The 21967-nt window shown below is 61.5% G+C and carries 23 protein-coding genes; 12 read left to right on the top strand and 11 right to left on the bottom strand.

The window, feature by feature from the left end; all coding sequences use genetic code 11:
• Positions 1-39 precede the first annotated feature (39 nt).
• Positions 40-921, top strand: coding sequence for an MBL fold metallo-hydrolase (locus V8J82_RS19170; RefSeq protein ID WP_339977936.1), 882 nt, complete (start codon positions 40-42; stop codon positions 919-921).
• Between the two features lie 60 nt (positions 922-981).
• Here V8J82_RS19170 and xth read toward each other — a convergent pair whose 3' ends face one another.
• Positions 982-1764, bottom strand: coding sequence for an exodeoxyribonuclease III (xth, locus tag V8J82_RS19165; RefSeq protein ID WP_339977674.1), 783 nt, complete (start codon positions 1762-1764; stop codon positions 982-984).
• Between the two features lie 145 nt (positions 1765-1909).
• Between xth and V8J82_RS19160 the strand changes: the two genes are divergently transcribed.
• Positions 1910-2263 carry a hypothetical protein gene (locus V8J82_RS19160; RefSeq protein WP_339977672.1) on the top strand — a complete coding sequence of 118 codons (354 nt, stop codon included), beginning with the start codon at positions 1910-1912 and terminating at the stop codon, positions 2261-2263.
• On the opposite strand, the gene V8J82_RS19155 is transcribed toward V8J82_RS19160, so the two are convergent.
• Together V8J82_RS19155 and V8J82_RS19150 are read right to left on the bottom strand one after the other, a co-directional pair.
• Positions 2260-2646, bottom strand: a complete 387-nt coding sequence (locus tag V8J82_RS19155; RefSeq protein WP_339977670.1) for a SpoIIAA family protein — start codon at positions 2644-2646, stop codon at positions 2260-2262. The genes V8J82_RS19160 and V8J82_RS19155 overlap by 4 nt on opposite strands.
• A 78-nt stretch (positions 2647-2724) precedes the next feature.
• Positions 2725-3939 (bottom strand): acyl-CoA dehydrogenase, encoded by a 1215-nt coding sequence (locus V8J82_RS19150; protein WP_339977668.1) that lies wholly within the window; start codon positions 3937-3939, stop codon positions 2725-2727.
• 185 nt (positions 3940-4124) lie between these two features.
• Here V8J82_RS19150 and V8J82_RS19145 point away from each other — a divergent pair, with 185 nt between their 5' ends.
• Genes V8J82_RS19145 through V8J82_RS19135 form a run of 3 tightly spaced genes read left to right on the top strand, consistent with a single transcriptional unit; the run spans position 4125 to position 7284 of the window.
• Positions 4125-5042, top strand: a complete 918-nt coding sequence (locus tag V8J82_RS19145) for an NAD(P)H-dependent flavin oxidoreductase (protein ID WP_339977666.1) — start codon at positions 4125-4127, stop codon at positions 5040-5042.
• On the top strand, positions 5042-6277 hold the full coding sequence (locus V8J82_RS19140) for an acyl-CoA dehydrogenase family protein (RefSeq protein ID WP_339977664.1): 1236 nt from the start codon (positions 5042-5044) through the stop codon (positions 6275-6277). The genes V8J82_RS19145 and V8J82_RS19140 overlap by 1 nt, the downstream gene beginning before the upstream one ends.
• Positions 6274-7284: a phosphotransferase family protein gene (locus V8J82_RS19135; RefSeq protein ID WP_339977662.1), complete on the top strand. Its 1011-nt coding sequence runs from the start codon at positions 6274-6276 to the stop codon at positions 7282-7284. The genes V8J82_RS19140 and V8J82_RS19135 overlap by 4 nt, the downstream gene beginning before the upstream one ends.
• A gap of 458 nt (positions 7285-7742) precedes the next feature.
• Here the strand turns inward: V8J82_RS19135 and V8J82_RS19130 are convergent, their stop codons facing one another.
• A complete protein-coding gene (locus V8J82_RS19130) occupies positions 7743-8933 on the bottom strand; it encodes an FAD-binding domain-containing protein (RefSeq protein ID WP_339977660.1) in 1191 nt (396 codons plus the stop codon).
• 137 nt (positions 8934-9070) lie between these two features.
• Between V8J82_RS19130 and V8J82_RS19125 the strand changes: the two genes are divergently transcribed.
• Together V8J82_RS19125 and clpX are read left to right on the top strand one after the other, a co-directional pair.
• Entirely contained in the window at positions 9071-9691 is a 621-nt protein-coding gene (locus V8J82_RS19125; protein ID WP_339977658.1) for an ATP-dependent Clp protease proteolytic subunit, read from the top strand.
• Positions 9692-9839: 148 nt separating this feature from the next.
• Positions 9840-11105: an ATP-dependent Clp protease ATP-binding subunit ClpX gene (gene clpX / locus V8J82_RS19120; protein ID WP_339977656.1), complete on the top strand. Its 1266-nt coding sequence runs from the start codon at positions 9840-9842 to the stop codon at positions 11103-11105.
• Between the two features lie 109 nt (positions 11106-11214).
• Here the strand turns inward: clpX and V8J82_RS19115 are convergent, their stop codons facing one another.
• From V8J82_RS19115 to V8J82_RS19105, 3 genes are all read right to left on the bottom strand, one after another.
• Positions 11215-12219 carry a GT-B fold glycosyltransferase domain-containing protein gene (locus V8J82_RS19115; protein ID WP_339977653.1) on the bottom strand — a complete coding sequence of 335 codons (1005 nt, stop codon included), beginning with the start codon at positions 12217-12219 and terminating at the stop codon, positions 11215-11217.
• Positions 12220-12451: 232 nt separating this feature from the next.
• Positions 12452-13384, bottom strand: a complete 933-nt coding sequence (gene rbsK, locus V8J82_RS19110; protein WP_339977651.1) for a ribokinase — start codon at positions 13382-13384, stop codon at positions 12452-12454.
• Positions 13381-13836, bottom strand: coding sequence for an RbsD/FucU family protein (locus V8J82_RS19105; protein WP_339977649.1), 456 nt, complete (start codon positions 13834-13836; stop codon positions 13381-13383). Before V8J82_RS19105 ends, rbsK begins: the two co-directional genes overlap by 4 nt.
• A gap of 221 nt (positions 13837-14057) precedes the next feature.
• On the opposite strand from V8J82_RS19105, the gene V8J82_RS19100 reads away from it, so the two are divergent.
• Genes V8J82_RS19100 through V8J82_RS19085 form a run of 4 tightly spaced genes read left to right on the top strand, consistent with a single transcriptional unit; the run spans position 14058 to position 17581 of the window.
• Positions 14058-14579, top strand: a complete 522-nt coding sequence (locus V8J82_RS19100) for a hypothetical protein (protein WP_339977647.1) — start codon at positions 14058-14060, stop codon at positions 14577-14579.
• Positions 14569-15261 carry a CatB-related O-acetyltransferase gene (locus tag V8J82_RS19095; protein ID WP_339977645.1) on the top strand — a complete coding sequence of 231 codons (693 nt, stop codon included), beginning with the start codon at positions 14569-14571 and terminating at the stop codon, positions 15259-15261. Before V8J82_RS19100 ends, V8J82_RS19095 begins: the two co-directional genes overlap by 11 nt.
• Positions 15248-16177, top strand: a complete 930-nt coding sequence (locus V8J82_RS19090) for a helix-turn-helix domain-containing protein (RefSeq protein WP_339977643.1) — start codon at positions 15248-15250, stop codon at positions 16175-16177. Before V8J82_RS19095 ends, V8J82_RS19090 begins: the two co-directional genes overlap by 14 nt.
• Before the next feature lie 39 nt (positions 16178-16216).
• Complete coding sequence (locus tag V8J82_RS19085; RefSeq protein ID WP_339977641.1) at positions 16217-17581, top strand: amidase family protein; 1365 nt, start codon at positions 16217-16219, stop codon at positions 17579-17581.
• Here V8J82_RS19085 and V8J82_RS19080 read toward each other — a convergent pair.
• From V8J82_RS19080 to V8J82_RS19065, 4 genes are all read right to left on the bottom strand, one after another.
• Positions 17578-17961: a VOC family protein gene (locus tag V8J82_RS19080; protein ID WP_339977639.1), complete on the bottom strand. Its 384-nt coding sequence runs from the start codon at positions 17959-17961 to the stop codon at positions 17578-17580. The genes V8J82_RS19085 and V8J82_RS19080 overlap by 4 nt on opposite strands.
• Entirely contained in the window at positions 17958-18575 is a 618-nt protein-coding gene (locus V8J82_RS19075; RefSeq protein ID WP_339977637.1) for a histidine phosphatase family protein, read from the bottom strand. The genes V8J82_RS19080 and V8J82_RS19075 overlap by 4 nt, the downstream gene beginning before the upstream one ends.
• A gap of 272 nt (positions 18576-18847) precedes the next feature.
• Complete coding sequence (locus tag V8J82_RS19070) at positions 18848-19651, bottom strand: alpha/beta fold hydrolase (protein WP_339977635.1); 804 nt, start codon at positions 19649-19651, stop codon at positions 18848-18850.
• Between the two features lie 118 nt (positions 19652-19769).
• A complete protein-coding gene (locus tag V8J82_RS19065) occupies positions 19770-21248 on the bottom strand; it encodes a flavin monoamine oxidase family protein (protein WP_339977633.1) in 1479 nt (492 codons plus the stop codon).
• Positions 21249-21326: 78 nt separating this feature from the next.
• Here V8J82_RS19065 and V8J82_RS19060 point away from each other — a divergent pair, with 78 nt between their 5' ends.
• Positions 21327-21929, top strand: a complete 603-nt coding sequence (locus V8J82_RS19060; RefSeq protein ID WP_339977631.1) for a TetR/AcrR family transcriptional regulator — start codon at positions 21327-21329, stop codon at positions 21927-21929.
• Positions 21930-21967 lie beyond the last annotated feature (38 nt).

The raw sequence follows: 21967 nt of genomic DNA, 5'->3' as shown, positions 1-21967 counted from the left end.
CTGCGCTATCGTTCTTGGGAGCAATGGGAGGATTTGGAAATGCACTATCCGGTCGATGTGAACGTGGTGCCGAAGGTCACCGGCTTTTTCGATGACGCCACCAATACGATTTCCTACGTGGTCCAGGACCCGGGCAGTGCCGCTTGCGCGGTGATCGATACGGTTTTGGACATCGATTATGCGGCCGGGCGGATCAGCTATGACAGCGCCGATGAGATCATCGCCTTCGTGCAGGACAATGGGCTGAAGGTGGCCTGGCTGATCGAAACCCATGTCCATGCCGATCACCTGTCTGCGGCGCCGTATCTGCAGGACAAGTTGGGCGGCCAGATCGGGATCGGGGAAAAGATCACCGAGGTGCAGGAGGTGTTCGGCAAGGTCTTCAATGAAGGCACGGAATTCCAGCGCGATGGCAGCCAGTTCGATGCGCTGTTTGCCGATGGCGACACCTATAAGATCGGCGGAATGACGGCGTTTGCGATGGCGACGCCTGGCCATACCCCTGCCTGCATGGTCCATGTCATGGGCAATGCGGCGTTTGTGGGCGATACATTGTTCATGCCAGATGGCGGATCGGCGCGCTGCGATTTTCCGGGCGGAGATGCGGGCAAGCTTTACGATTCCATTCAGAAGGTGCTGAGCCTGCCCGATGAGATGCGGCTGTTCATTTGCCATGATTACGGACCGGGGGGCCGCGCAATCGCCTGGGAAACCAGTGTGGCCGAAGAACGCGCGCGCAACATTCACCTGACCGATGGGACCAGCCGTGAGGAGTTTATTGCATTGCGTGAAGCGCGGGATGCGACCCTGGCGATGCCAAAGCTGATCATCCCCTCGCTGCAGGTCAACATGCGCGCGGGCGATATTCCGAAAGACGATGCGGGGCGACCGGTGTTGAAAGTGCCGTTGAACGGGTTGTAGGCGGGCCGGGGAGACGCTTGCCTGCGGCATCGCCCCTCCCACCGTCCCGCGAGGCTGTGCTTAAGCGGCGAGGTCGATCCAGACGGGGACGTGGTCGGAGGGTTTTTCACGCCCGCGCACCTCTTTCTCGATCCAGCAATCGCGCAACAGATCGGCGGCCTCGGCGCTGAGCAGATGGTGGTCGATGCGGATGCCGTCATTCTTGTCCCAGGCCCCAGCCTGATAATCCCAGAAAGAATACATGCCGGGCGCCTGATTGCGGGCGCGGAAAGCTTCGGTGAACCCCAAGGCGAGCAGGCGCCGGAAGGCGGCGCGGCTGTCGGGGCGGGCCAGGGCATCCTCGCGCCAGGCCTCGGGGCGGGCGGCGTCCTCGTCCTGGGGAATGATGTTGTAGTCACCCGCCATCACCACCGGCATTTCGCTGTCGAGCAACGTTTCGGCATGGATGTGGAGGCGCGCCATCCAGCCCAGCTTGTAGTCGTATTTCGGGCCGGGTGCCGGATTGCCGTTGGGCAGATAGAGGCCGCAGAGCCGCACAGCCTGGGCATCGCCCATGACGGTCGCCTCGATCCATCGCGCCTGGTCGTCGCTATCATCGCCTGGGAGGCCGCGACGCACATCCTCTATGGGCAGTTTTGACAGGATCGCGACCCCGTTGAAGCCTTTCTGGCCGTGGGTTTCCACATTGTAGCCGCGGTCCTCGAACATCTCGCGTGGGAAGGCCTCGTCCACCGATTTGATTTCCTGCAGCAACGCCACGTCGGGCTTGGCCTCGTCCAGCCAATCGCCCAATGCGCCTAGCCGCGCTTTCACACCGTTGATGTTGAATGTCGCAATCCGCATCGCGCCCCCCTTGGTTGCCCCCGTTCTGCCCAATTGGCGCGGACTTGCCAAGCGGTCCGACGCCGAAGCGAGTCCGGCACCCTTTTGCTGCGCTGCCGCATCGCTTAAACAGGGCGGCAAGGTTCAGGCAATGTTGGAGAGGCCCATGTTCAAGTTCCTGTTCGGCGGGACCAAGAAGGCTCCGGGAGTGACAATCGAAACCGACCGCGACCGGTTTGCGCGTCTGGTCTCTGAGCTGAACGGAATGATCGATGGGCTGGTACACAAACCGCGGGTGACGCTTGACCCGGCGACCGGGCATATCCTGCCGGAGACGCCGGAGCAATTCGCCGATGAGGCGCTGGCGCTGCCCGCCCCCGAAGAGACACCGGAGCGCGCCGATACAGCGAACGGCGCTGAGCCCGATCGCGCGGATACCTCAACAGAGCCAAAGGCCGAGACACCGACGCCCCCCGTTCCAACGCCGCCGGTGCCGAACCCGCCCAAGCCGCGCGCCTAAGCGGCGTCGCGCGCCTCGGTCAGCCATGCCTGGGCGCTGGCTTCATCGTTGAAACAGCGGATCTCGAACCCCGGCAAAAAGGCGGATTCCATCGTCGCAGCCGCCCGGAACATTGGATTGTGGGTGACGAAGGCAGTCCGGTCGAGCTGATGCAGCATCGCCATCATCTGCGGCCAATGGCGCAACTCGACGCCGATGGCGCCGATGGTCGGCCATGACGCGCCCTGATCGATCATCAGCATATCGCCATGGGCCATGCCCGCCATTTCGCTTGAGAGCGTGGTCAACGCCGCCTCCATCGTGATGGCATCCATCGCGCCCGAAATGGTGGCCCGCAGAGAATTCGCCCCCGTCTTTTCGACGTGGAAATGTGCCTCTGACATCGTTCCCTCCCATTGAGATTGAGGCCACCAGAGTGTCACATGGGCGGTCGCCGCACTTTGATCGGGGTCAAGTCACGCCTAGAAAAACGCCTGCAATCCGGTCTGCGCGCGGCCCAGGATCAAGGCGTGAACGTCATGCGTGCCCTCATAGGTGTTGACGGTTTCCAGGTTCTGGGCATGCCGCATCACGTGGTATTCGGCCATGATGCCGTTGCCGCCATGCATATCGCGGGCCATACGTGCGATATCCAAGGCCTTGCCCGCATTGTTGCGCTTGATCAGTGAGATGATTTCGGGCGCACAGCTGCCCTCATCCATCATGCGGCCTGCGCGCAAGGCGCCCTGTAGGCCCAGTGCAATCTCCGTCTGCATATCGGCGAGCTTTTTCTGGAACAATTGTGTTTGCGCCAGGGGGCGGCCGAATTGGACGCGATCCATGCCGTAGCTGCGCGCCCGGTGCCAGCAATCTTCAGCGGCCCCCATGACGCCCCAACCGATTCCATAACGTGCGCGATTGAGGCAGCCGAAGGGGCCTTTCAGACCTTCGACACCGGGCAAGATCGCGTCCTCGGGGACGGCCACATTGTCCATCACAATCTCGCCCGTGACGCTGGCGCGCAGGCTGAGTTTGCCACCGATCTTGGGGGCTGAGAGGCCGGCCATGCCCTTGTCCAACACAAAACCACGGATCTTGCCGCCATGCGCCTCGGATTTCGCCCAGACCAGAAAAACATCGGCGATGGGGCTGTTGGAGATCCACATCTTGGCGCCGTTCAGCACATAGCCATCGGCGGTTTTCTTTGCGGTGGTCTTCATGCCCGCGGGGTCGGAGCCCGCATCGGGCTCGGTCAGGCCAAAACAGCCGATCAGGGTGCCCGCGGCGAGCCCCGGCAGATATTTTTGGCGCTGGTCTTCGGAGCCATAGGCGTGGATCGGATACATGACGAGGCTGGATTGCACCGACATCATCGAGCGATAGCCGCTATCGACCCGCTCAACCTCGCGCGCGACCAGGCCGTAGCTGACGTAATCCGCGCCCAAACCGCCATAGCTTTCGGGGATCGTCACACCGAGAAGGCCCATGTCACCCATTTCCGCGAAGATCTCTGGAACAATCGTCTCGTCGAGATAGGCGTCGGTGACACGCGGGAGCAGCTTTTCCTGCGCAAAGGCGCGGGCGCTGTCGGCGATCATGCGTTCGTCTTCGGTCAGCTGCGCCGACAGGTGAAACGGATCGTCCCACACAAATGGGGCAAGGGACGGGCCGCTATGGCGGGTCTGACCGTCGGGCATTGGGGGTCCTCCTCTTGGTGTGGGTGGAAGAGTGATGCCGCCCGAGGGGGTTGGCAAGGGTGTTCTCTTGCCGCAGCCGGACACGCGCGGTAGCGTCGCGGCGGAGGAGCATCGTGGATATGCAGGCAGCACGCCAATTGCCCCCTATTCTGAGGGGCTTACGGATACCGGTCGTCGGATCGCCGATGTTTATCGTATCCGGCCCCGACCTTGTCATTGCGCAATGCTGCGCGGGGATCGTCGGCAGCTTTCCCGCCCTGAATGCCCGTGAAGCCGACGGGGAGCCGGTGCAATTGGAGGCCTGGTTGCGCCGGATCACCGAGGCGTTGGATGCCTGGAACCAGGCCAATCCCGACCGTCCGGCGGCTCCCTTCGGAGTCAACCAGATCGTGCACCGCTCGAATGCGCGGCTGGAGCGGGATCTTGAGATTTGCGCGAAATGGAAGGTGCCGATCTGGATCACGTCCCTGGGCGCGCGGCCTGAGGTGAACGAGGCGGCCCATAGCTGTGGCGGCATCGCGCTGCATGATGTGATCAACGATACCTTTGCGCGGAAGGCGATTGCCAAAGGCGCCGATGGGTTGATCGCGGTGGCTGCCGGGGCCGGGGGCCATGCGGGCCCGCAATCGCCCTTTGCCTTGGTGCAGGAAATCCGCGCCTGGTTTGACGGGCCATTGTTGCTGAGCGGTGCGATTGCCACCGGCGGCGCGGTTTTGGCGGCACAGGCCATGGGCGCGGATTTGGCCTATATCGGCTCGCCCTTCATCGCCACTGAAGAGGCCAATGCCGTGCCGGAGTATAAAAAGATGATTGTCGATGGCGGTGCGGAAGATATCGTGACATCTTCTTTGTTTACAGGCGTTTCCGGGAATTACTTAAAGCCGTCGATCAAGCGTGCCGGGATGGATCCCGATGCGCTGGACACAGCGGAGGTCAGTTCAATGAGCTTCGCGGGCGGCACGGCCAAGCCGAAAGCCTGGAGCCAGGTGTGGGGCGCCGGGCAAGGCATCGGTGCCGTGCAAGAGGTCGCGCCGGTCTCGGCTTTGGTGGATCGGCTCGAGCGCGAATATGACGCCGCCAAAGCGGCGATTGGGAGGATGTGATGGATCTAGGTGTCTCAGACCGCGCGCGGCCATTGGTGGATGCCGTCCGCCGCATGGTGCGCGACGAAATCGCGCCGCTGGATGCGGAATACCATGCCGAGGTCGGCAAGCATCCGTCCGGCGATCGGTTTGCGATGACAGACCGTCAGATCGAGATCCTCGATGGGCTGAAGGAAAAGGCCAAAGCGGCGGGTCTTTGGAATTTCTGGCTGACCGATAGCGACCAGGGCTACGGGCTGTCGACGGTCGAATATGCCTATCTGGCCGAGGAAATGGGGGCGGTGTCCATCGCGCCCGAGATCTTCAACTGCAACGCGCCCGATACCGGCAACATGGAGGTGCTTGAGCGCTACGGAACGCCGGATCAACGGGAGCGGTGGTTGCCCGATCTGATGGCGGGCCGCACGCGGTCGGCCTATCTGATGACCGAGCCGCAAGTGGCCTCCTCCGACGCGACGCAGATTTCGTTAAAATGCGAACGACAGGGTGAAGACTGGGTCCTAAACGGCGAGAAATATTGGGCAACCGGGGCGGGGGATCCCCGCTGTGGCTTGTATATCGTGATGGCGTGCACGGATGCGGACGGGCCAAAGCACGCACGCCATACGATGCTTTTGGTGCCGTCCAATGCCGAAGGGATCGAAAAGCTGCGCCCCATGGAGGTGTTTGGCCACGACGATGCGCCCCATGGCCATATGCATATCCGGTTCACCGATGTGCGGGTGCCGCAAGATGCGGTCGTCCTGGGCGAGGGACGCGGGTTCGAAGTGGCGCAAGGTCGCCTGGGCCCCGGACGGATCCACCATTGTATGCGAGCCATCGGGCGCGCCGAATATGCGCTGGAATTGATGGTCAAGCGGGGGCTGTCACGCTCGGCCTTCGGCAAGCGGCTGGTCGATCTGGGCGCAAATCACGATGTCATCGCCAATGCCCGGATCGAGATCGAGATGACGCGCTTGCTATGTCTGAAAGCCGCCTGGATGATGGATCATGCCGGTGTGCGGGCCGCGCAGCCCTGGATCTCAAAGGTCAAGGTGCAGGCGCCGCTGATGGCCTTGAAGGTCGTGGACGAGGCCATGCAAATGCACGGCGCAACCGGTCTCAGCCAGGATACACCGCTCGCGCGCCTGTATTGCGATCTTCGCACCTTGCGCTTGGCCGATGGCCCCGATGCGGTGCATCGCCGACAGGTCGCCCGTGCCGAATTGCGCAAACATTCCAACGATGCGCCATGAGTGATCTCGATTTGGATCAACTATCGGGCTGGTTGTCGGCTGAACTGGGCTTTGATGGGCCGATAATCGCGGAAAAGTTTGCCGTCGGGCAGTCCAATCCGACCTATCTGATCGAGGCGTCTGGCGCCAAGGTCGTTCTTCGACGCAAGCCAGCGGGGGTGTTGCTGAAATCCGCCCATGCGGTTGAGCGCGAATTTCGCGTGCAACGCGCACTGGCGGCATCCGATGTCCCCGTTCCACGAGTGCTGGCGCTGTGTGAGCGGAGCGAGGTGATCGGATCGGTCTTCTATGTCATGGAGTACATGGATGGTCGCGTATTCGACGATCCACGACTACAAGAGATATCAAAACTAGAAAGAAACATCTTTATCAATGAGATGGGGCGCGTTCTTGCGGCGATACATCAAGTTGATCTGGAGCTTTTCGGTCTGCAGGATTACGGCCCGCGCGGGAATTATTTTCGGCGTCAAATCGACCGCTGGTCCCAGCAATATCGCGCCAGTGAAATCGGAGAGATCCCGTCGATGGACCGGCTCATGGCCGCGTTGGATGCCGCTTGCCCGCCCGATGATGGTCGGGTGACCCTTGTGCATGGGGATTATCGGATCGACAATTTGATGTTTGCGCCGGACACAGCGGAAATCGCGGCTGTGCTGGATTGGGAATTGTCGACCTTGGGGCATCCATTTGCAGATCTCGCCGCGGTGATCATGCAATGGCAGATGCCGCCCGGCGCGCAGGGACGCGGGCTTGGCGGCGTGGACCGTACGGCCCAGGGCCTACCGTCGGATGAAGAGTTCATCGCCTCCTATTGTGAGCGCATGCAGATCGATCACATTGATAATTTTGGATTTTTCGTGGCGTTTTGCTTTTTTCGGATGGCGGCGATCCTGCAAGGCGTGAAGAAACGCGCGCTGGACGGCAATGCATCCGACCCGGAGCGCGGCCTGACGCTCGGCGCTTTCGTTCCGCGCTACGCGAAAGCGGGCCTGGAGGCTTTGGGTTAGGCGCACATCTTGGTCGTCGCACGGCTATTGTCGCCGTGTCTGGCGCCATTGGATCAAGCCCTTGGACGCAGATCTGTGTGAGATCGAAGCCCGCCCCTAAACGTGTTTGATCAAGCGCCCAAGGGACGGGCATGCACATGATGAGCGGTTGCACCGGGTCACCAAAGGCGCGGCCACCCCTACCTGATAAGCTTCAAGGCCCGCCTCTCAGAGCGTCAGTGTGGATCACTGAGAGTGTCCACGGAAACCATACTTTCCCTGTCTGGCGACGCAGCATTTTCCGCGAAGGCGCGTATCTTCTCCACAGCTTATACACTGCATTACCCACAACCTGCCCGGACAACTTATCCACAGCCAAAGATCAGTGCGCGTTCATACTCGACCAAAAGAATCCAATCCCCGAGCAGCCAATCTCGCAAGAATTCTGCACCTGGATGATATAAATTCGATAAAATTGGTTATTCCGTTAACGAAGCGATCAAATCCGGTATCACGGATTTGAAGCGAAAGAAGCCATGGGTTGCATGGGGCCATGCGGCTTTGTCCCAAGGTCTCATTACCTCGACGAGCTCGATGCCATGATGGGTCAGATCCTTGCGTAGATTTCGCAACGCGCTCGCGGCGGGGCCGACAGGGGCATAAGGGGTGATGACCTGTTCCGCGGAATGCGCCGCTGCCCAGGCAATGATCTTGTCACGTTCGGAGATGATTGGGCCGACAGGTCCAAAACCTCGGCTGGCGCGTGACATGGCATCTTCTAGCGCGGCGCGTGTGAATTGGGTCACATGGGCAGCCATCTCGTTTGGAGAGCGACCGCTGCAGGTGCATAGGCCCGCAACACCTGCACTTTCGGTTACGCCGTGCTCGGATAGATATCCTGGCGAGAGGTCATCATCATGCAACAGCACAACGGTCTTCAAGTTCGGATCGGCGCGTCGCAATTCGCGTATCGGGCGCCGATCAGGGTGATCAGGACCGGTCAACGGCTCTGCTTGGGTGTTCAACCGCCATTCCGGGTTATGCCGCCCTTCGGTGAACTTCGAGATGTTCGATGATCGTGCCAGATAGTGCTTGCCCTTTGTCTGCAAGCCCGCAACCCAGCGCCAGCTCAGCGTGTTTGACGCTGGGTCACCATCCAGCAGATGGCGCATGAAAAAATCCGCGCCAGCCTGCCACGGCAACCCCAGGGTGAAAATCCAGATCGATGCAAACCACATGCGTGCATGGTTGTGCAGATAACCGGTGTTGACCAATTCGTGTGCCCAATCGTTGAACGCGTCGATTTCGGTTTGTCCCAACTCTGCAGATTCTATCGCGTGGGACCTGTCCAATCGATCCAGGTCCCGCCGGTAGTCGGCCCAAATGGCAGGGCGCATCTCAAGCCAGCCCTTCCAGTAGGTGCGCCAGCACACTTCCTGTACGAATTTCTCAGCTGAAGAGAGTGAATAACGCCCCAGAACTGCCTGTAAAACCTCAGTTTCCGTGATCAGGCGATGGCGCAAATAGGGCGATAGCTGCGACACATGCGGATGGCCTTTTTGCGGTAAGTCGTAGTTGCGGCGCGTGGCATAATCGCGCGCAGATTTCGGGACGAAATGGGTCAGCCGTTCCAGGCCTGCGGTGCGGGTTGGTGGGAACAATTTGGTCATGGCGCGCCAGCTATTCTGCGACGCGGATCGGTCAAGCGTTCCCGTCACACGGGCTATTCGAACAATGGTGCCCTTGCAGGCCCCATGGGGCAGACATAAGACTCATGTCGAACCGCTGAAATCGAGAGGCAGGCGCGATGCAAGACCCGACAGATTATTTCACGAACAACCTCGTCCCGATGGTCGTCGAACAGACCAGCCGCGGAGAACGCGCCTACGACATTTTCTCGCGCCTGCTGAAGGAGCGGATCATTTTTGTGAACGGTCCGATCCATGATGGGATGAGCCACTTGATCGTCGCGCAACTGCTGCATCTTGAGGCGGACAATCCGTCCAAAGAGATCAGCATGTATATCAACTCGCCCGGTGGCGTTGTGAGCAGCGGCTTGTCGATCTATGACACGATGCAATATATCAAACCCGCCGTATCGACCTTGGTCGTGGGGCAGGCGGCCTCGATGGGGTCGATCCTGTCGGTGGGCGGCGCCAAAGACATGCGCTTCAGCTTGCCCAACAGCCGCATCATGGTGCACCAGCCGTCGGGCGGATTTCAGGGTCAGGCGACGGATATCATGATCCATGCCGCCGAGACGCAAAAAATTAAAGATAAACTGATCGGTATTTACGAAAAACACACCGGTCAGAGTGCAGAAGACATCCACGCTGCCCTTGAACGGGATAACTTCATGTCGCCCGAAGAGGCCAAAGATTGGGGACATATTGACGAAATCGTGGAGAGCCGCAGTTCCGAGGAATGATCGCATCGGTCCCGATCCAGGGGCCGGGCGCTTGCCTGGGAATTTGCGATTGTGGCTTGAGCAGCGCTGTTCTAGGCTGCTCGAATTCGGGGTCAGACACAGGCGCGGTGGCCTTCCCGCCGCCTACGGCTCCTGAGAGGTGAAGGATATGGCAAGTAATTCCGGCGGCGATTCCAAGAACACGCTCTATTGTTCGTTCTGTGGCAAAAGCCAGCACGAAGTCCGCAAGCTGATCGCGGGCCCCACGGTCTTCATCTGCGATGAATGCGTTGAATTGTGTATGGATATCATCCGCGAGGAGACCAAGACAGCCGGTCTGAAAAGCGATGATGGCGTGCCGACGCCGCAAGAGATCTGTGACGTGCTCGATGATTACGTGATCGGTCAGGCGCATGCGAAACGCGTCCTGTCGGTCGCCGTGCACAATCACTACAAGCGGCTCAACCATTCTGGAAAATCCGAGATTGAACTGGCCAAGTCCAACATCTTGCTGATTGGCCCGACCGGTTGCGGCAAGACGCTTCTGGCGCAGACCTTGGCGCGGATCCTGGACGTGCCCTTCACGATGGCTGACGCGACAACCCTGACCGAGGCGGGTTATGTGGGCGAAGATGTCGAGAACATCATCCTCAAGCTGCTTCAGGCATCCGAGTACAATGTCGACCGTGCGCAACGCGGCATCGTGTATATCGATGAGGTCGATAAGATCACACGAAAGTCCGACAATCCGTCGATCACACGCGATGTGTCGGGGGAAGGGGTGCAGCAGGCGCTTCTGAAGATTATGGAAGGCACTGTGGCCTCCGTGCCGCCCCAAGGCGGGCGCAAGCATCCGCAGCAGGAATTCCTGCAGGTCGACACCACAAATATCCTCTTCATTTGCGGCGGTGCCTTCGCGGGGCTCGACAAGATCATCGCGCAGCGCGGCAAGGGCTCGGCCATGGGGTTCGGCGCCGATGTGCGAGACCCGGACGAGAAAACCGTCGGTGAATATTTCAAGGACCTGGAGCCTGAGGATCTGTTGAAATTCGGGCTGATCCCGGAATTCGTCGGGCGCCTGCCGGTAATTGCGACCCTGGAAGATCTCGACGAGGACGCGTTGGTGACGATTTTGACGGGGCCGAAAAACGCTCTGGTGAAGCAATATCAGCGCCTGTTCGAGCTGGAGGACGTGCAGTTGACCTTCACCGACGATGCGCTGGCGGCAATTGCCAAACGCGCCATCCAGCGGAAGACCGGCGCACGCGGGCTACGGTCGATCATGGAAGATATCTTGCTGGATACGATGTTCGATCTGCCGGGCGCGGAAAGCGTTGAAGAGGTGGTGGTGAATGAAGAGGCGGTCAGCTCTGAGGCACAGCCGCTGATGATCCACTCCGAGCGCCCAAAGGAAGAGCCTGCCTCGGCCGGCTAAAGACAGCGGTTCTTATCAAATAGCCCCGGCCTTTCCGGCCGGGACGCCGTGCGTGGCGGCGGCTTTGCCGTGAGCCAGTCAGGTATCCGGTGTGAACTTGGACATCCTGCTAGCGGAACCAAAGCTTCTCGCGCTTTAATCTGTTTCGGATCTGCTGTTCTTTGCGGGGCAGATCGGATTGATCAAATAAAGCGCGGGCCTTTGCGCCTTTTCCCTGAAAGATCACCCGACGCATCGGCTCGTAGGCTTTGAGCACTTTCTTGATCTTGTTTGGCGCTGTAACCCTCTCCAGCGTTTGAATCACCCGTGTGTCTTCGCGGGCATAGAGAAGGGGCAAAAATCGGTAGTGGCAGGAGGTTTTGCCATCGAGCCATCCGGGTTCGAGCGCGTCGCGCCCGCCCCCCAAGGCGTGGATGACCAGGGGCAGGGCGATTTGATCGAGCCACGGATCAAAGCTTTGGCAGGCCAATTCGGCTGGCGGTGTGTCGCGAATGGCGACGGCGTAGTCGGTGAAGCAGGCCCCAAACGCGACCGGGCAGGCGCCGTAGAAGACGCCAGCATTGAAGTACAGGTAGCGCCGCCAATACTCATCGGGTTGTGTGTGGTCGAGCGTAGTTTCGAAATCGAGATCGAACTTTCGGTAGAGTGCGCCCCAGATATCGGCATAGCCGGGACCGTAGAGTTCGATCTGGGGCCAGGTGCCCTCGACCCGCAGGGATGCGCCGGGTCGCGCGAAATCGAAGGGCACATTTGTCAGATCGTCCAAGATCAGCGTGTCTGTGTCGAAGAACACAAAGGGCGCGCCTTCCGGCAAAGCGGCCAGGGCTTCGATTTTGTTGCCGTTCGGATAGCTTTCGCCGAAATGGGTGTTTTCGAACGGCAGGATCTCTGCGCCGTGATCGATCAGCAATTGCCGCACGGCGGGATCGGACATCCGAGGATCGTCGGACCAGCATGGGCCGGGCTGCGGTTCGGCAACGCAGAGGCGCCCGGGAAAGTCAGGGTTGGCCGCGTGGAATGAGGCGACGAACAAGGCCGCCTCATATTGCAGCCGACCTTTCTGTCCAACGATCATCACGTTAAATGGAATCTGTGCGTTCGGTTCGCGCGCCATTGTTCGCTGCTCTGGTTGCCGTTGGCGCAGTATAGGCTGCGACCCCGAAACGCGCACGTCATTTGCGCCGTCAATCCGCGCGTTCATGAATCTTCACAAGACGCTTGAGATATGATCGACAAGTATTTGTCTCGGATAGAGAATCCCGATTTAGACCGTCGCATCCAAAGACCGTGCTTCCGCGACCTGATGCGCCGCGGCAGCACGTATCCGATTGGGAAAACGGCAATCGCTAGATATCAGATCTGGACGACAAAAGCGCTGTGATCTCGTCTCGATCGGGCATCGACGCCGCGGCGCCCGGACGAGTGACCGACAGGGCGGCGGTGGCCGTTCCAAATCGGATGGCGTCCATCGGATCGCGTCCTCTGGCCAAAGCAGCTGCAAAGCCGCCATTGAACGCATCCCCGGCGCCCGTCGTTTCAACCAAAGGCCCCGCCGACATCGCAGGCACATGCATGGGCTCTGATCCGTCATGGAACAAGCAGCCCTGGCCACCCAGCGTGACGATGACGGCGCGCGATCCGCGGGCCATCAACGCCTCTGCCGCGCGGGCGGCGTCCTGTGGCGTTTCTACCGATATGCCGGTCAACGTCTCGGCCTCTGTCTCATTGGGGGTCACGTAGTCGCAGAGGCTCAGCATGGCGTTTGACACATCGGCGGCGGGTGCCGGGTTCAGGATTGTGATGGCGCCGCCTGCGCGCGCCAGGTGAAGCGCGTGGGCTGCGGCCTCCATCGGTTGTTCCAATTGTGTCATGAACACCTTAGCGCGGGAGATGTCGGCGACGTGGGCGTCGATATCGGCTTGCCCGATCGTGGCCGCTACGCCGGGCGCGATGATGATCGCGTTGTTGCCCGTTGCAGAATCAACAAAGATGCACGCAGCGCCCGTGTAGCTTTCGGGATGGTGGGTCACCAAGGGGGTCACACCTGCCGCCGCCCAGGTGGCCAGAGCCATATCGGCAAACGTATCTTTGCCGAGTTTCGAGAGAAAGCCGACATTGGCGCCTGCTTTGGCCGCGGCGACCGCCTGGTTTGATCCTTTGCCGCCGGGGCCCAGTGCGAAGCCGTCGCCCAGGATGGTTTCACCCATCACGGGCTGCCGCGCCGCCCGGTAGGTCGTATCGGCAACAAACACGCCTAGAACAATCACGTCATGGGTCATGGGGCAGTGACGATCCCTTTGCGCAGGATCACATTGCCATAGGGCCGCGCATCGCCCGATTGGATGATCGCAAAACAGGCTCGGGCACGGTCATAAAACGCGAACCGCTCCACCGCGGCCATTGGAAATCCCGTGCCCTCGGCGGCGTCGATGACCGGCTGCAATTCCGCCTGGGCGGGGGGCAGATGATCAGGGTCATCCACAGGCGCCATCCGCGCCGCGGCCCCATCGCCCATCGGGTCCAACGGATAGAGCGTTAACACGATCTCCAATACCTGGGCGGTGGTCAGGTTCTCCATCCGCAAAAGCGCCCCATGCACCGTCTGACGCGCGACGCTTTCGGCCGGGAAATTCGTGTCGACAATGGCCAATGTATCGCCGTGGCCCATGGCGCGCAGACAATAGAGAACATCGGCGTTTAGTCTTGGGTCCAGCCCTTTGAGCATCGTCATACCTCCGCTAGCCGGAACCCTACACAGAGTGGGTGGATGCGGTCCATGGGCATTGGCCCATTCTGGGCTTGCCCGGGCGCGAGCGCCACGATAGGTCACCCCCATGGTTGTTCGGGCAGCCAAAGCTCGAACAAGGCGACGCCACCCGCAAGATTTGACTGATATTCACACATATCTCCGCACCATTTTTCGAGCGCCCGGTGCCAAAGGAGTGTTGTGCCGTGACCAAATCGACCCCAACGCCGTCATCCATGACGCAAGACCGTCTGCTGCGCGAGGCGGGCATCCGTGCCTCACATCTGCTGAAGGCCGCCCGGGCGGGTGACCCGGCTGCGCTGGAAAAGCTGGATGGCGTTACAAAGCGCCGTCGCGCGCTGGATGTCGCCGCGCATGATATTGCGGGCACGTCCTACGCCAGTTTGCGGGTGGGCGCGGGTGTGGCCCAGCCAGAGCAATTCTTCACCCCAAAGATGAGCGCGTTCTGGAACCATTGGTTTGCGCACTACGTAGAGGCCGCCGCGCATCGCGCTGCCAATGGTGGGGTTCTGCTGCCGTACAAAACTCAGTTCGTGGTGGTGGAATTGCATTTCCTCCGCGCGCTGGGGCTGGATCCAGACGATCCGGATTGGCGGAGGATCGGCTTTGATTGGGTGCGTCCGCGGGATGCGCAGGCCTTTGTCCGATTAAACGCGTCGCTCTACCGGGTCACCGCATCCGCCGCGGAGGTCAGCGATGCAGTTTGACAGCCCCAGCCCGTCTTTGCCCGATCCGGCACTGCGCCACCCACTTGTTCTGCCGGGCGGCGGCGTCGATTCGGCCACCGTGTTCCTGAAGCAGGTGATCGATCATCCCAATATCGAGGTCGGCGATTGGAGCTATGCCAATAATCGGACGCGGCCCGCCAATTATGCCGAGACGCTGGCGCCCTACCTGTTTCCCGGCGCGCCAGAGCGTCTGATCATCGGAAAGTTTTGTCAGATTGCCGAGGGGGTCCAGTTTGTCACCGCCACGGCAAATCATCCGATGGCAGGTGCATCGACCTATCCCTTCGCGGTGTTCGATCCGGCGCGGTTCGGAAGCTATCTTCCAAGTCTGCCGCATGCGCGCGATACGACAATTGGCCATGATTGCTGGCTGGGTCGCGAAGCGATGCTGATGCCGGGCGCTGAACTGGGCAATGGCGTGATCGTTGGCGCGCGCTCTGTGGTGCGGGGGCGGGTGCCCGATTATGCCGTCGTTCTCGGCGATCCGGCACAGGTGGTGCGAATGCGCTATTGCGATGCGGAGATTGCGCAATTGCTGGATTTGGCGTGGTGGGATTGGCCCGCCGATAGGATCGCGCAAGCGATCCCGGCCATTGAGGCAGGGGATTTCGCCACCCTGGCTTCCATAAAGGACGCGATGGATAAAGATGCGCCAGCCTGACCCCACCGATCCGCCCAAACCGATCCGCGCGCCGGGTCGGATTGCGGATGTTTGCAGCTTGATCGAGGCAGATCTGACGCGGGTTTGGACAACCGCGCATCTGGCGCGCGAGGCTGGCATGGCCCAGCATCATTTCCAGCGACAATTCGCGGCGGCCACCGGTGAGACGGTGGCGGGCTATATCCGCAGTCGGCGGTTGGAGAAGGCGGCGATTGCGCTGGCCTCCAGCCAGGCGCGGGTCATCGATATCGCGCTTGATTGCGGATTTCAGACCCATGCCGCGCTGACCCGGGCCTTTACCGCCCATTTCGGCCTGGCGCCGCAGACCTTTCGGCAGCAGGGTCTGCCTGTGCACAGACAAGGCCTGATGCCGCGGCCCTATTTGCGGCCCATCACCTCGCGGAGCCTGGCCATTGGTGCCGACCTGGTCCAGATGCCGTCGCAATGGCTGTGCTGGCGCCGATCTCGGGGCATGTCGGGTGGGCGGTTTTTCCCTGATTTGCAGGCGACAGCGCGGGCCTTTGCCGAATTGGCGCAAGAGGTGCCTGATCCCGTTCTGCCCCTGGCCACGGGCTATCCGCGCGGGCCAGCCGCATTTCACGATCCCGAAGCCGAGGCGTTCTTTGGGGCGTTGTTTCCGCAGCGCCGCGCGTTGATCTGGCCAGAGGGCTGGACCGAGATCTCTGCGGGTCTTTATGCCGTCTTTCCGCATTACGGCCCGCTTACGACGCTGCATTTGTCGTGGAATAGATCGGTTCGAGCCGGGTTCGATCAGCTGGATGTCACGTTTCGCAGCGCCTGGATGTTCGAGACCTATCTGACACCGCGGGTTGATGCAGCGCCGGATGCGCTCAGCGCGTTGATCCATGTGCCGGTTGAGAAAAGCACGCTCGGGAAAGCGCCGCAGGCGGGATGAGGGATAGCAGACATCGTCCACCCAATTCCGGAGACGATTATGCACCAGTTTCTCGACACGCCGCTGCGCCAATTGGCAGATGACATTGCGGCCCCCAAGGCGCGGCGGCACTTATATGATGCACTGACTGCCCAACGCGACGCCGAAGAACCGCGGTTGAATGCCTTTGAAGCCCGACGCGAGATCTGTCCCAAAACGGCGAACGGGCCGCTCAACGGCTTACCAATCACGGTGAAAGACCAGATCGCCGCCGCCGGGTGGCCACGCGGCTTCGGGGCCGAGCGGATCCCCCCCAAGCCTGATCGCAAGAGCGCCAGCCTCGTGGCGCGGCTTGAGGATTTGGGCGCCGTTGTCACGGGCAAGACCGCTTTGCCCCCCAATGCGATGGATTTCCAAACCTCCAACACGCGGCGCGGGCCGACACGTAACCCTCACGATCCGGCCTTTACATGTGGCGGTAGCACCGGTGGGGGCGCTGCCGCCGTGGCCAGCGGGATGAGCCTGGTGGATGTCGGCGCCGATCTGTCCGGGTCATTGCGCCTGCCTGCCGCGTGGTGCGGGGTCACGTCGTTTGTTCCCGGCGAAGGCGGTTGGGGCAATGACGGCCTTCTGCGCGGAGATGCCCGCTTGGCGCATTTCGCGCGCGCCGGTCTGACCGCGCGTCGGGTGGAGGATTTGGCGTTTCTGTGGTCTGCGCTGGAGGGTACGCCCGTACCCGATAGAAAGACGGAGCCGCGCCTCGCCCTCTGGTCACCTGCGGGTCAGGCCCCTTGCGATGATCAGACTTTGGGTCTGTGGCACACCTTTCGGCAGCGGATCACAGCCAGCGACATTGCCGTAGAGGACACGTCGATGGATATGCTCTTTACGCCAGATGTCTACCGGCTGGGCGGTGAGATCATCGGCCATGAAACCGGCGCGCTGGTCCCTTGGATCATTCGGTGGTTCATGCGCCGCGATCGACGCGGTGCCCAGATGTCCCCGGGTTTCGTGGCCCATGTGAACGACGGTTATCGCCGCGATGCGGGGCAATATCAGCGGAATTTGGACCATTTGGCTGACCTGCGCGCGGCGGCGCAGCAATCCTGGGCGCATGTCGATGCGTTGGTTTTGCCGGTCAGTGGGGTCTGCGCCTTTCGTCACATCAAGCCGGCGCGAGATCAGAACGGAGTACGGACCTACGACACAATGTTCGAGACCGGAGCCGGGCCTCTGGGCTATTTCGATGCGCTGACGCGGTTTGCCCTACCGATCACGGCGCTGGGTTGGCCGGTTGTGACCTTGCCCATCGGGCGTGACAGCAACGGGATCCCGGTCGGCGCTCAACTTGTGGGCAAACCCGGCAGCGATGGGGATCTGATTGCCATCGCCGCTGGATTGCAGGATCTGTTCGCAGCTTCTTAGGTTGGGGCGGGTGCTTGCATTACAAACAGGCACAGCTTGTTGCCATCGGGGTCGCGGACATATCCGCCGAAAAACTCGGGTCCGAAGGCGGCGGGCGCGCCCGCATCTTCGCCGCCAAGCGCAAGCGCCCTTTGATGCGCGCGGGTCACGTGCTCGGTACTTTCACAGATCAAGGCCACCATGGTCCCGTTGCCGGGATTGGCAGGCGCGCCATCGCTGGGCAAGGTTGCCACCAAAAGCGGTTTGTCCGGTGCGACGCTCCACGCGATCATGCGGTCCAGCGTATAGGCGCGCGTCGCACCGAACTCCGCCAAAAACGCATCGAAAAACCGCGCTGACCGGTCCAGATCATTGGTCCCCAAAGTTACGTAGCCAATCATGCGGGGCGCCCTCCAATTGCGAGATCCGGCTTAGTGAGCCAGCTCTCAAGCGGGCGCCAATGGTGCTGGACCTGTCGCTGGGGCAGGGTGAAGGCGATGACATTCCCGCCGCCGCCCGGCTGATCATATCGCCGGTCAATCGCCTGTCCGCTCAACGCGCAATAAAGCAGCGTGCCAACCGCGCCATGGCCCACAAACAGGATATCGCCCTGGCTGTGATCTGACAGGCAGGCCGCCACCTCGGTTGTGATGCGCTTTTGAGCGGCCTCTGCCGTTTCCCAGCCGCGAAAGCTGCGTGTCGGGGTTGCGAAAAAGGCGTCCGCAGCGGCCTCGAACTTGTCGGGCGGCAGGAACCCGGTCGCGCTGCGGTCATTCTCGTGCTGCGCGTCCCGGATCTGCAATGTGCCACCCCAAGCGGCTTGCAGGATCTCGGCCGTTTCCACCGCTTTGCGCTCGGCGCTGGACACGATCTTTGTAGTTTCAGCCCAGGGTTTGGCCGCGGCCAATCGCTCGATCCGGGCCCGGCCAATCTCTGACAGGCCCCAGTCCGGAACCGGCACATGTGGGTCGATGGCAACTTGGGGGTGCGTCAGGTAGCGTGCGATTTGGGTCATTCTATCTGTCCTGTCCTGTGTCAAGAAAGCGGATCACGCATCTTCGATCCAATCCAGCAGAGGGTTCATCCAGACTGGATCGGCGCGGTAGAACAAGCCACAGCCCGTGCCGGTCTGAAAGTTCAGCATTGTCGGATCCTGCAGGCTCGGGTTGCGGGAAAAAAGCGGCGCGCAGGGCAGATCGGGGGCGTTTCATATGTCTGGGCTCCGATAGGGTTTGCGCGTCGCGCCTCGTCTCAGGCGTTTGGACCGGTTGCGTTCCCGTTTGTGCTCTATTGAACAATGGCCTGCGCGTCCGGCGGGTTTGAGCCGAGTGGCGCAAGTTGCGCGGGCAGATCGGTGCCGCTTATCCAGGCGACGATCACCTCAGCCGCCAGATCCGGATCGCTCAGGCACCAGCCATGGCCGCCGCCGGGAATGCTGGCGGATTGCGATTGGGTCAGCGCGGCGCCGAACTTGCCGAGCCCGCGCCGGACGGCCGAGACCTCCTCATCGCCCGCCAGAACCAAAGTGCGGGTTGAGATTGTCGTCGCCAAATCCGCCAGATCAAAGCCAAGCGCCGCCAGACCCACATCGCGGATCGTTTTGGCGTCGGCCAACGGGCCGCCATCCAGGTTGTTCATCAGCGACACATCGTCGATCCCCGCCGCCCTGGCCGAGGCCTCCCGCAGACGTCGCAGATGCATCATCGGGTAGATCGTTCGCAGCATCAAACCCGTCAGGCCTTTGAAGGGCATCGTGCCGGGATGAATCCCCGAAACGATGGCCGACGCCGCGAATTCGGGATGCCGCGCCAGAATATGCAATGTCACAAACCCGCCGAGCGACAGGCCGAACAGATGGACCGGCGCGTCGGTTTTCGCACGGGCGGTGGCCACCACCGCATCTGCGGCTGCGGGCAGCCCCTGGAACGGCACGTGGCGGCTTGCCTGATGGCCAGGCAGATCAGGCAGGAAACAGCGATAGTGGGGCAAGCGATCTGCCAGGGGCGCCATCGATCTGGCATCCATCCCGCCGCCATGAAGCAGAAGGACCATCGGCGCGTCTTTGGGGCCGATCCAGGTTCCGTTCAACATGCTCAACCCGTCCGTAGGTTTGCCCGATCAAACCCGTTGGTCTAATCGTTTGTAATGGCCACGAAGATTGCGACCGCAATCGCGATTATGATCGCCATCCGTGTGCGCTCTTTTCGGGTCATCCGGAAGCCTCCTTTTGCAACAGATGCGGTTCGGGATGCGACACTCGGCGAATATCGGCTGGCTGCGGTAGGCGTTCATCGGATTGGCTGCCTTGCTTGAGCTCTTGGGCGACGCCCATCGCCACGGTGCGCCCATTGCGGATCGCCCCTTCGACATAGCCCGCGAAAGTGGTGTCCAGCTCTGCTCCGGCAAATCGGACCGGGCCATGCCATTGCGCCAGCTTCGCGGCTGCGTCGGGAATGCCGCCAAGCCGTACGCTGGCATTGTAGCCACCCGCAGACCAGGGGTCATCGACCCAATTGGCCTCGTGGATGGCGCAAGGATGTCGGGCCTGATCCCCGAAGGCACGGGCCAGATCCGCCAAGAGGCGGCTTTGGCGGGTCTCGTGGGGCAGGGCGGCGCGGGCGCGCGCAGTGGGGCCACCGAGAAACGCGGTGAGCCGCGGCAGACTGCCATCGTCAAAGCTGGTATCGGCCACCGCCAGGCCCGATGGATCGTCGAAGCTGACATCGCCGCTCCACCCGTTCAGCCGCCAAAAAGCCGTGTCATAGACCAGTGCTGTCTTGATCAAATCGCCCCCTTGAAACGCGTCCAAAAGAGGGATCAGCATCTCAGCGTTCTCGATGTCCCACTCGATTTGACGCGCCACAGGCGGCGGCGCTGCAACAATCACGCGATCCGCATGCCAGGTGCGACCATCGGTGATCACCCGCAAACCGGACCGCTCGGCGCGAATGGATGTCACGGCGGTCTCAAGCGTCGGGTGGTGGGCCAGTTGTGCGGCCAACGCGTCGACGATCGCCCCCATTCCCGCGGGGAAGTGGAACTCCAGATCGTCACGTTCCGAGGCGTAGCGATCCAGCCCCGCATGGAATGCCTTGGCGTCCAGTGTTGCCGGGTCGGCCCCGTAATGCTCGGTGAGGATGGAGGTCACGAGCGCGGCATCCTCCTCATCCAGCAGCAGGCGTTCGATCATGGCGGCGAGGCTGCCTTTTGGGGCGGTTTGGCGGCGGACGACATGTTGGACGCCGCGCTTGGCTTCACCGAAGCTGTCCCATGGGCTGGTCCACCAGTGATAGATCCGCCAGAGCGAGCGTAGGATCTGCGATGGGCTGTCCCAGCGCCGCACCTGGTTGTGCAACAGCTCCTCCATTTCCTGCTCCGAGATCAGCGCATCGCGATCCATGACCTCGCCATCGATCACGCAGAGCGCGCGCCCGGTGGCTGGGATCGGGGCGCAATGCAGTCCGGCGGTGCGGGCAAGCGCCAGCACCTCGGTCATATCACCGTTGATCATCTGAGCCCCGCGGTCGAACGGAACGTCATCCGCGACAGGCGCGCTGTGAATGCGCCCGCCGAGCCGCGCCTGTGCTTCCAGCAGCTGACAGGTCAGACCGTGCCGCTCGACCTCGGCGGCGGCGGCCAGACCAGCGGCACCACCGCCGACCACGATGACATTGACATGGGCGCTCATTTTCACCTCTTCTTGGAGTTGAGCAACTGCACAATTGAGCAAGTGCTCAACAAGCTATATTTTGTCAAGGGCAGGGGAGTGAATTTGACCAGAATGTCGGGTGCGGAGCGGCGGCGCCAAATCATCCATGCCGCCTATGAGGTCATTCTGGACAAAGGTCTGTCCGAGGCCGCCACACGGGATGTGACGCGGAGAATGGATGTCAGCCCCGGCCTACTGCACCATTATTTTCCGTCCTGGGGCCAATTGCGGGCCGAGGCCGTGCGCACCTTTGTCATGGCCGAGATCGAAGAGATCGACGGTCTTCTGGCCACGACAGAGGCCTACGAACTTGTCGCCTGTTTCACAGACTGGATGGCCAAAGATCCGGCCTTTCGGCATTGGGGCCTGTGGCTCGACGCGATTGACGCCGCGCGGCGCGATCCGGACCTGGCCGCAGTGGTCACCACGGCCTATGGTGCCTGGCACAGCGTCATTGCCAGCATCATCGAAAGACGTGTTGCGGCAGGGCGCGGGTCTTGCCCGAATGTCGAAGCTGCCGCCTGGCGGATCGGCGCGTTGATCGATGGGCTGGCGGGTGTTGTGGCTTTGGGCGATGTCGCTTTGGACGCCGAACAGGCTAAGGGCCTCGTGCGCCAACAATTCGATCTGGAGCTCTGCGCGGACGTCTCGGCCGCGTAACCTATGTGCCCCGCGCCCACCGGTGTTTCGAGGTGAAA

Source organism: Gymnodinialimonas mytili, from assembly GCF_037544085.1.
GTDB lineage: Bacteria > Pseudomonadota > Alphaproteobacteria > Rhodobacterales > Rhodobacteraceae > Gymnodinialimonas > Gymnodinialimonas mytili.
The sequence above is the reverse complement of the archived record's forward strand: the minus strand, read 5'-3'. Positions and strand labels throughout refer to the sequence as shown.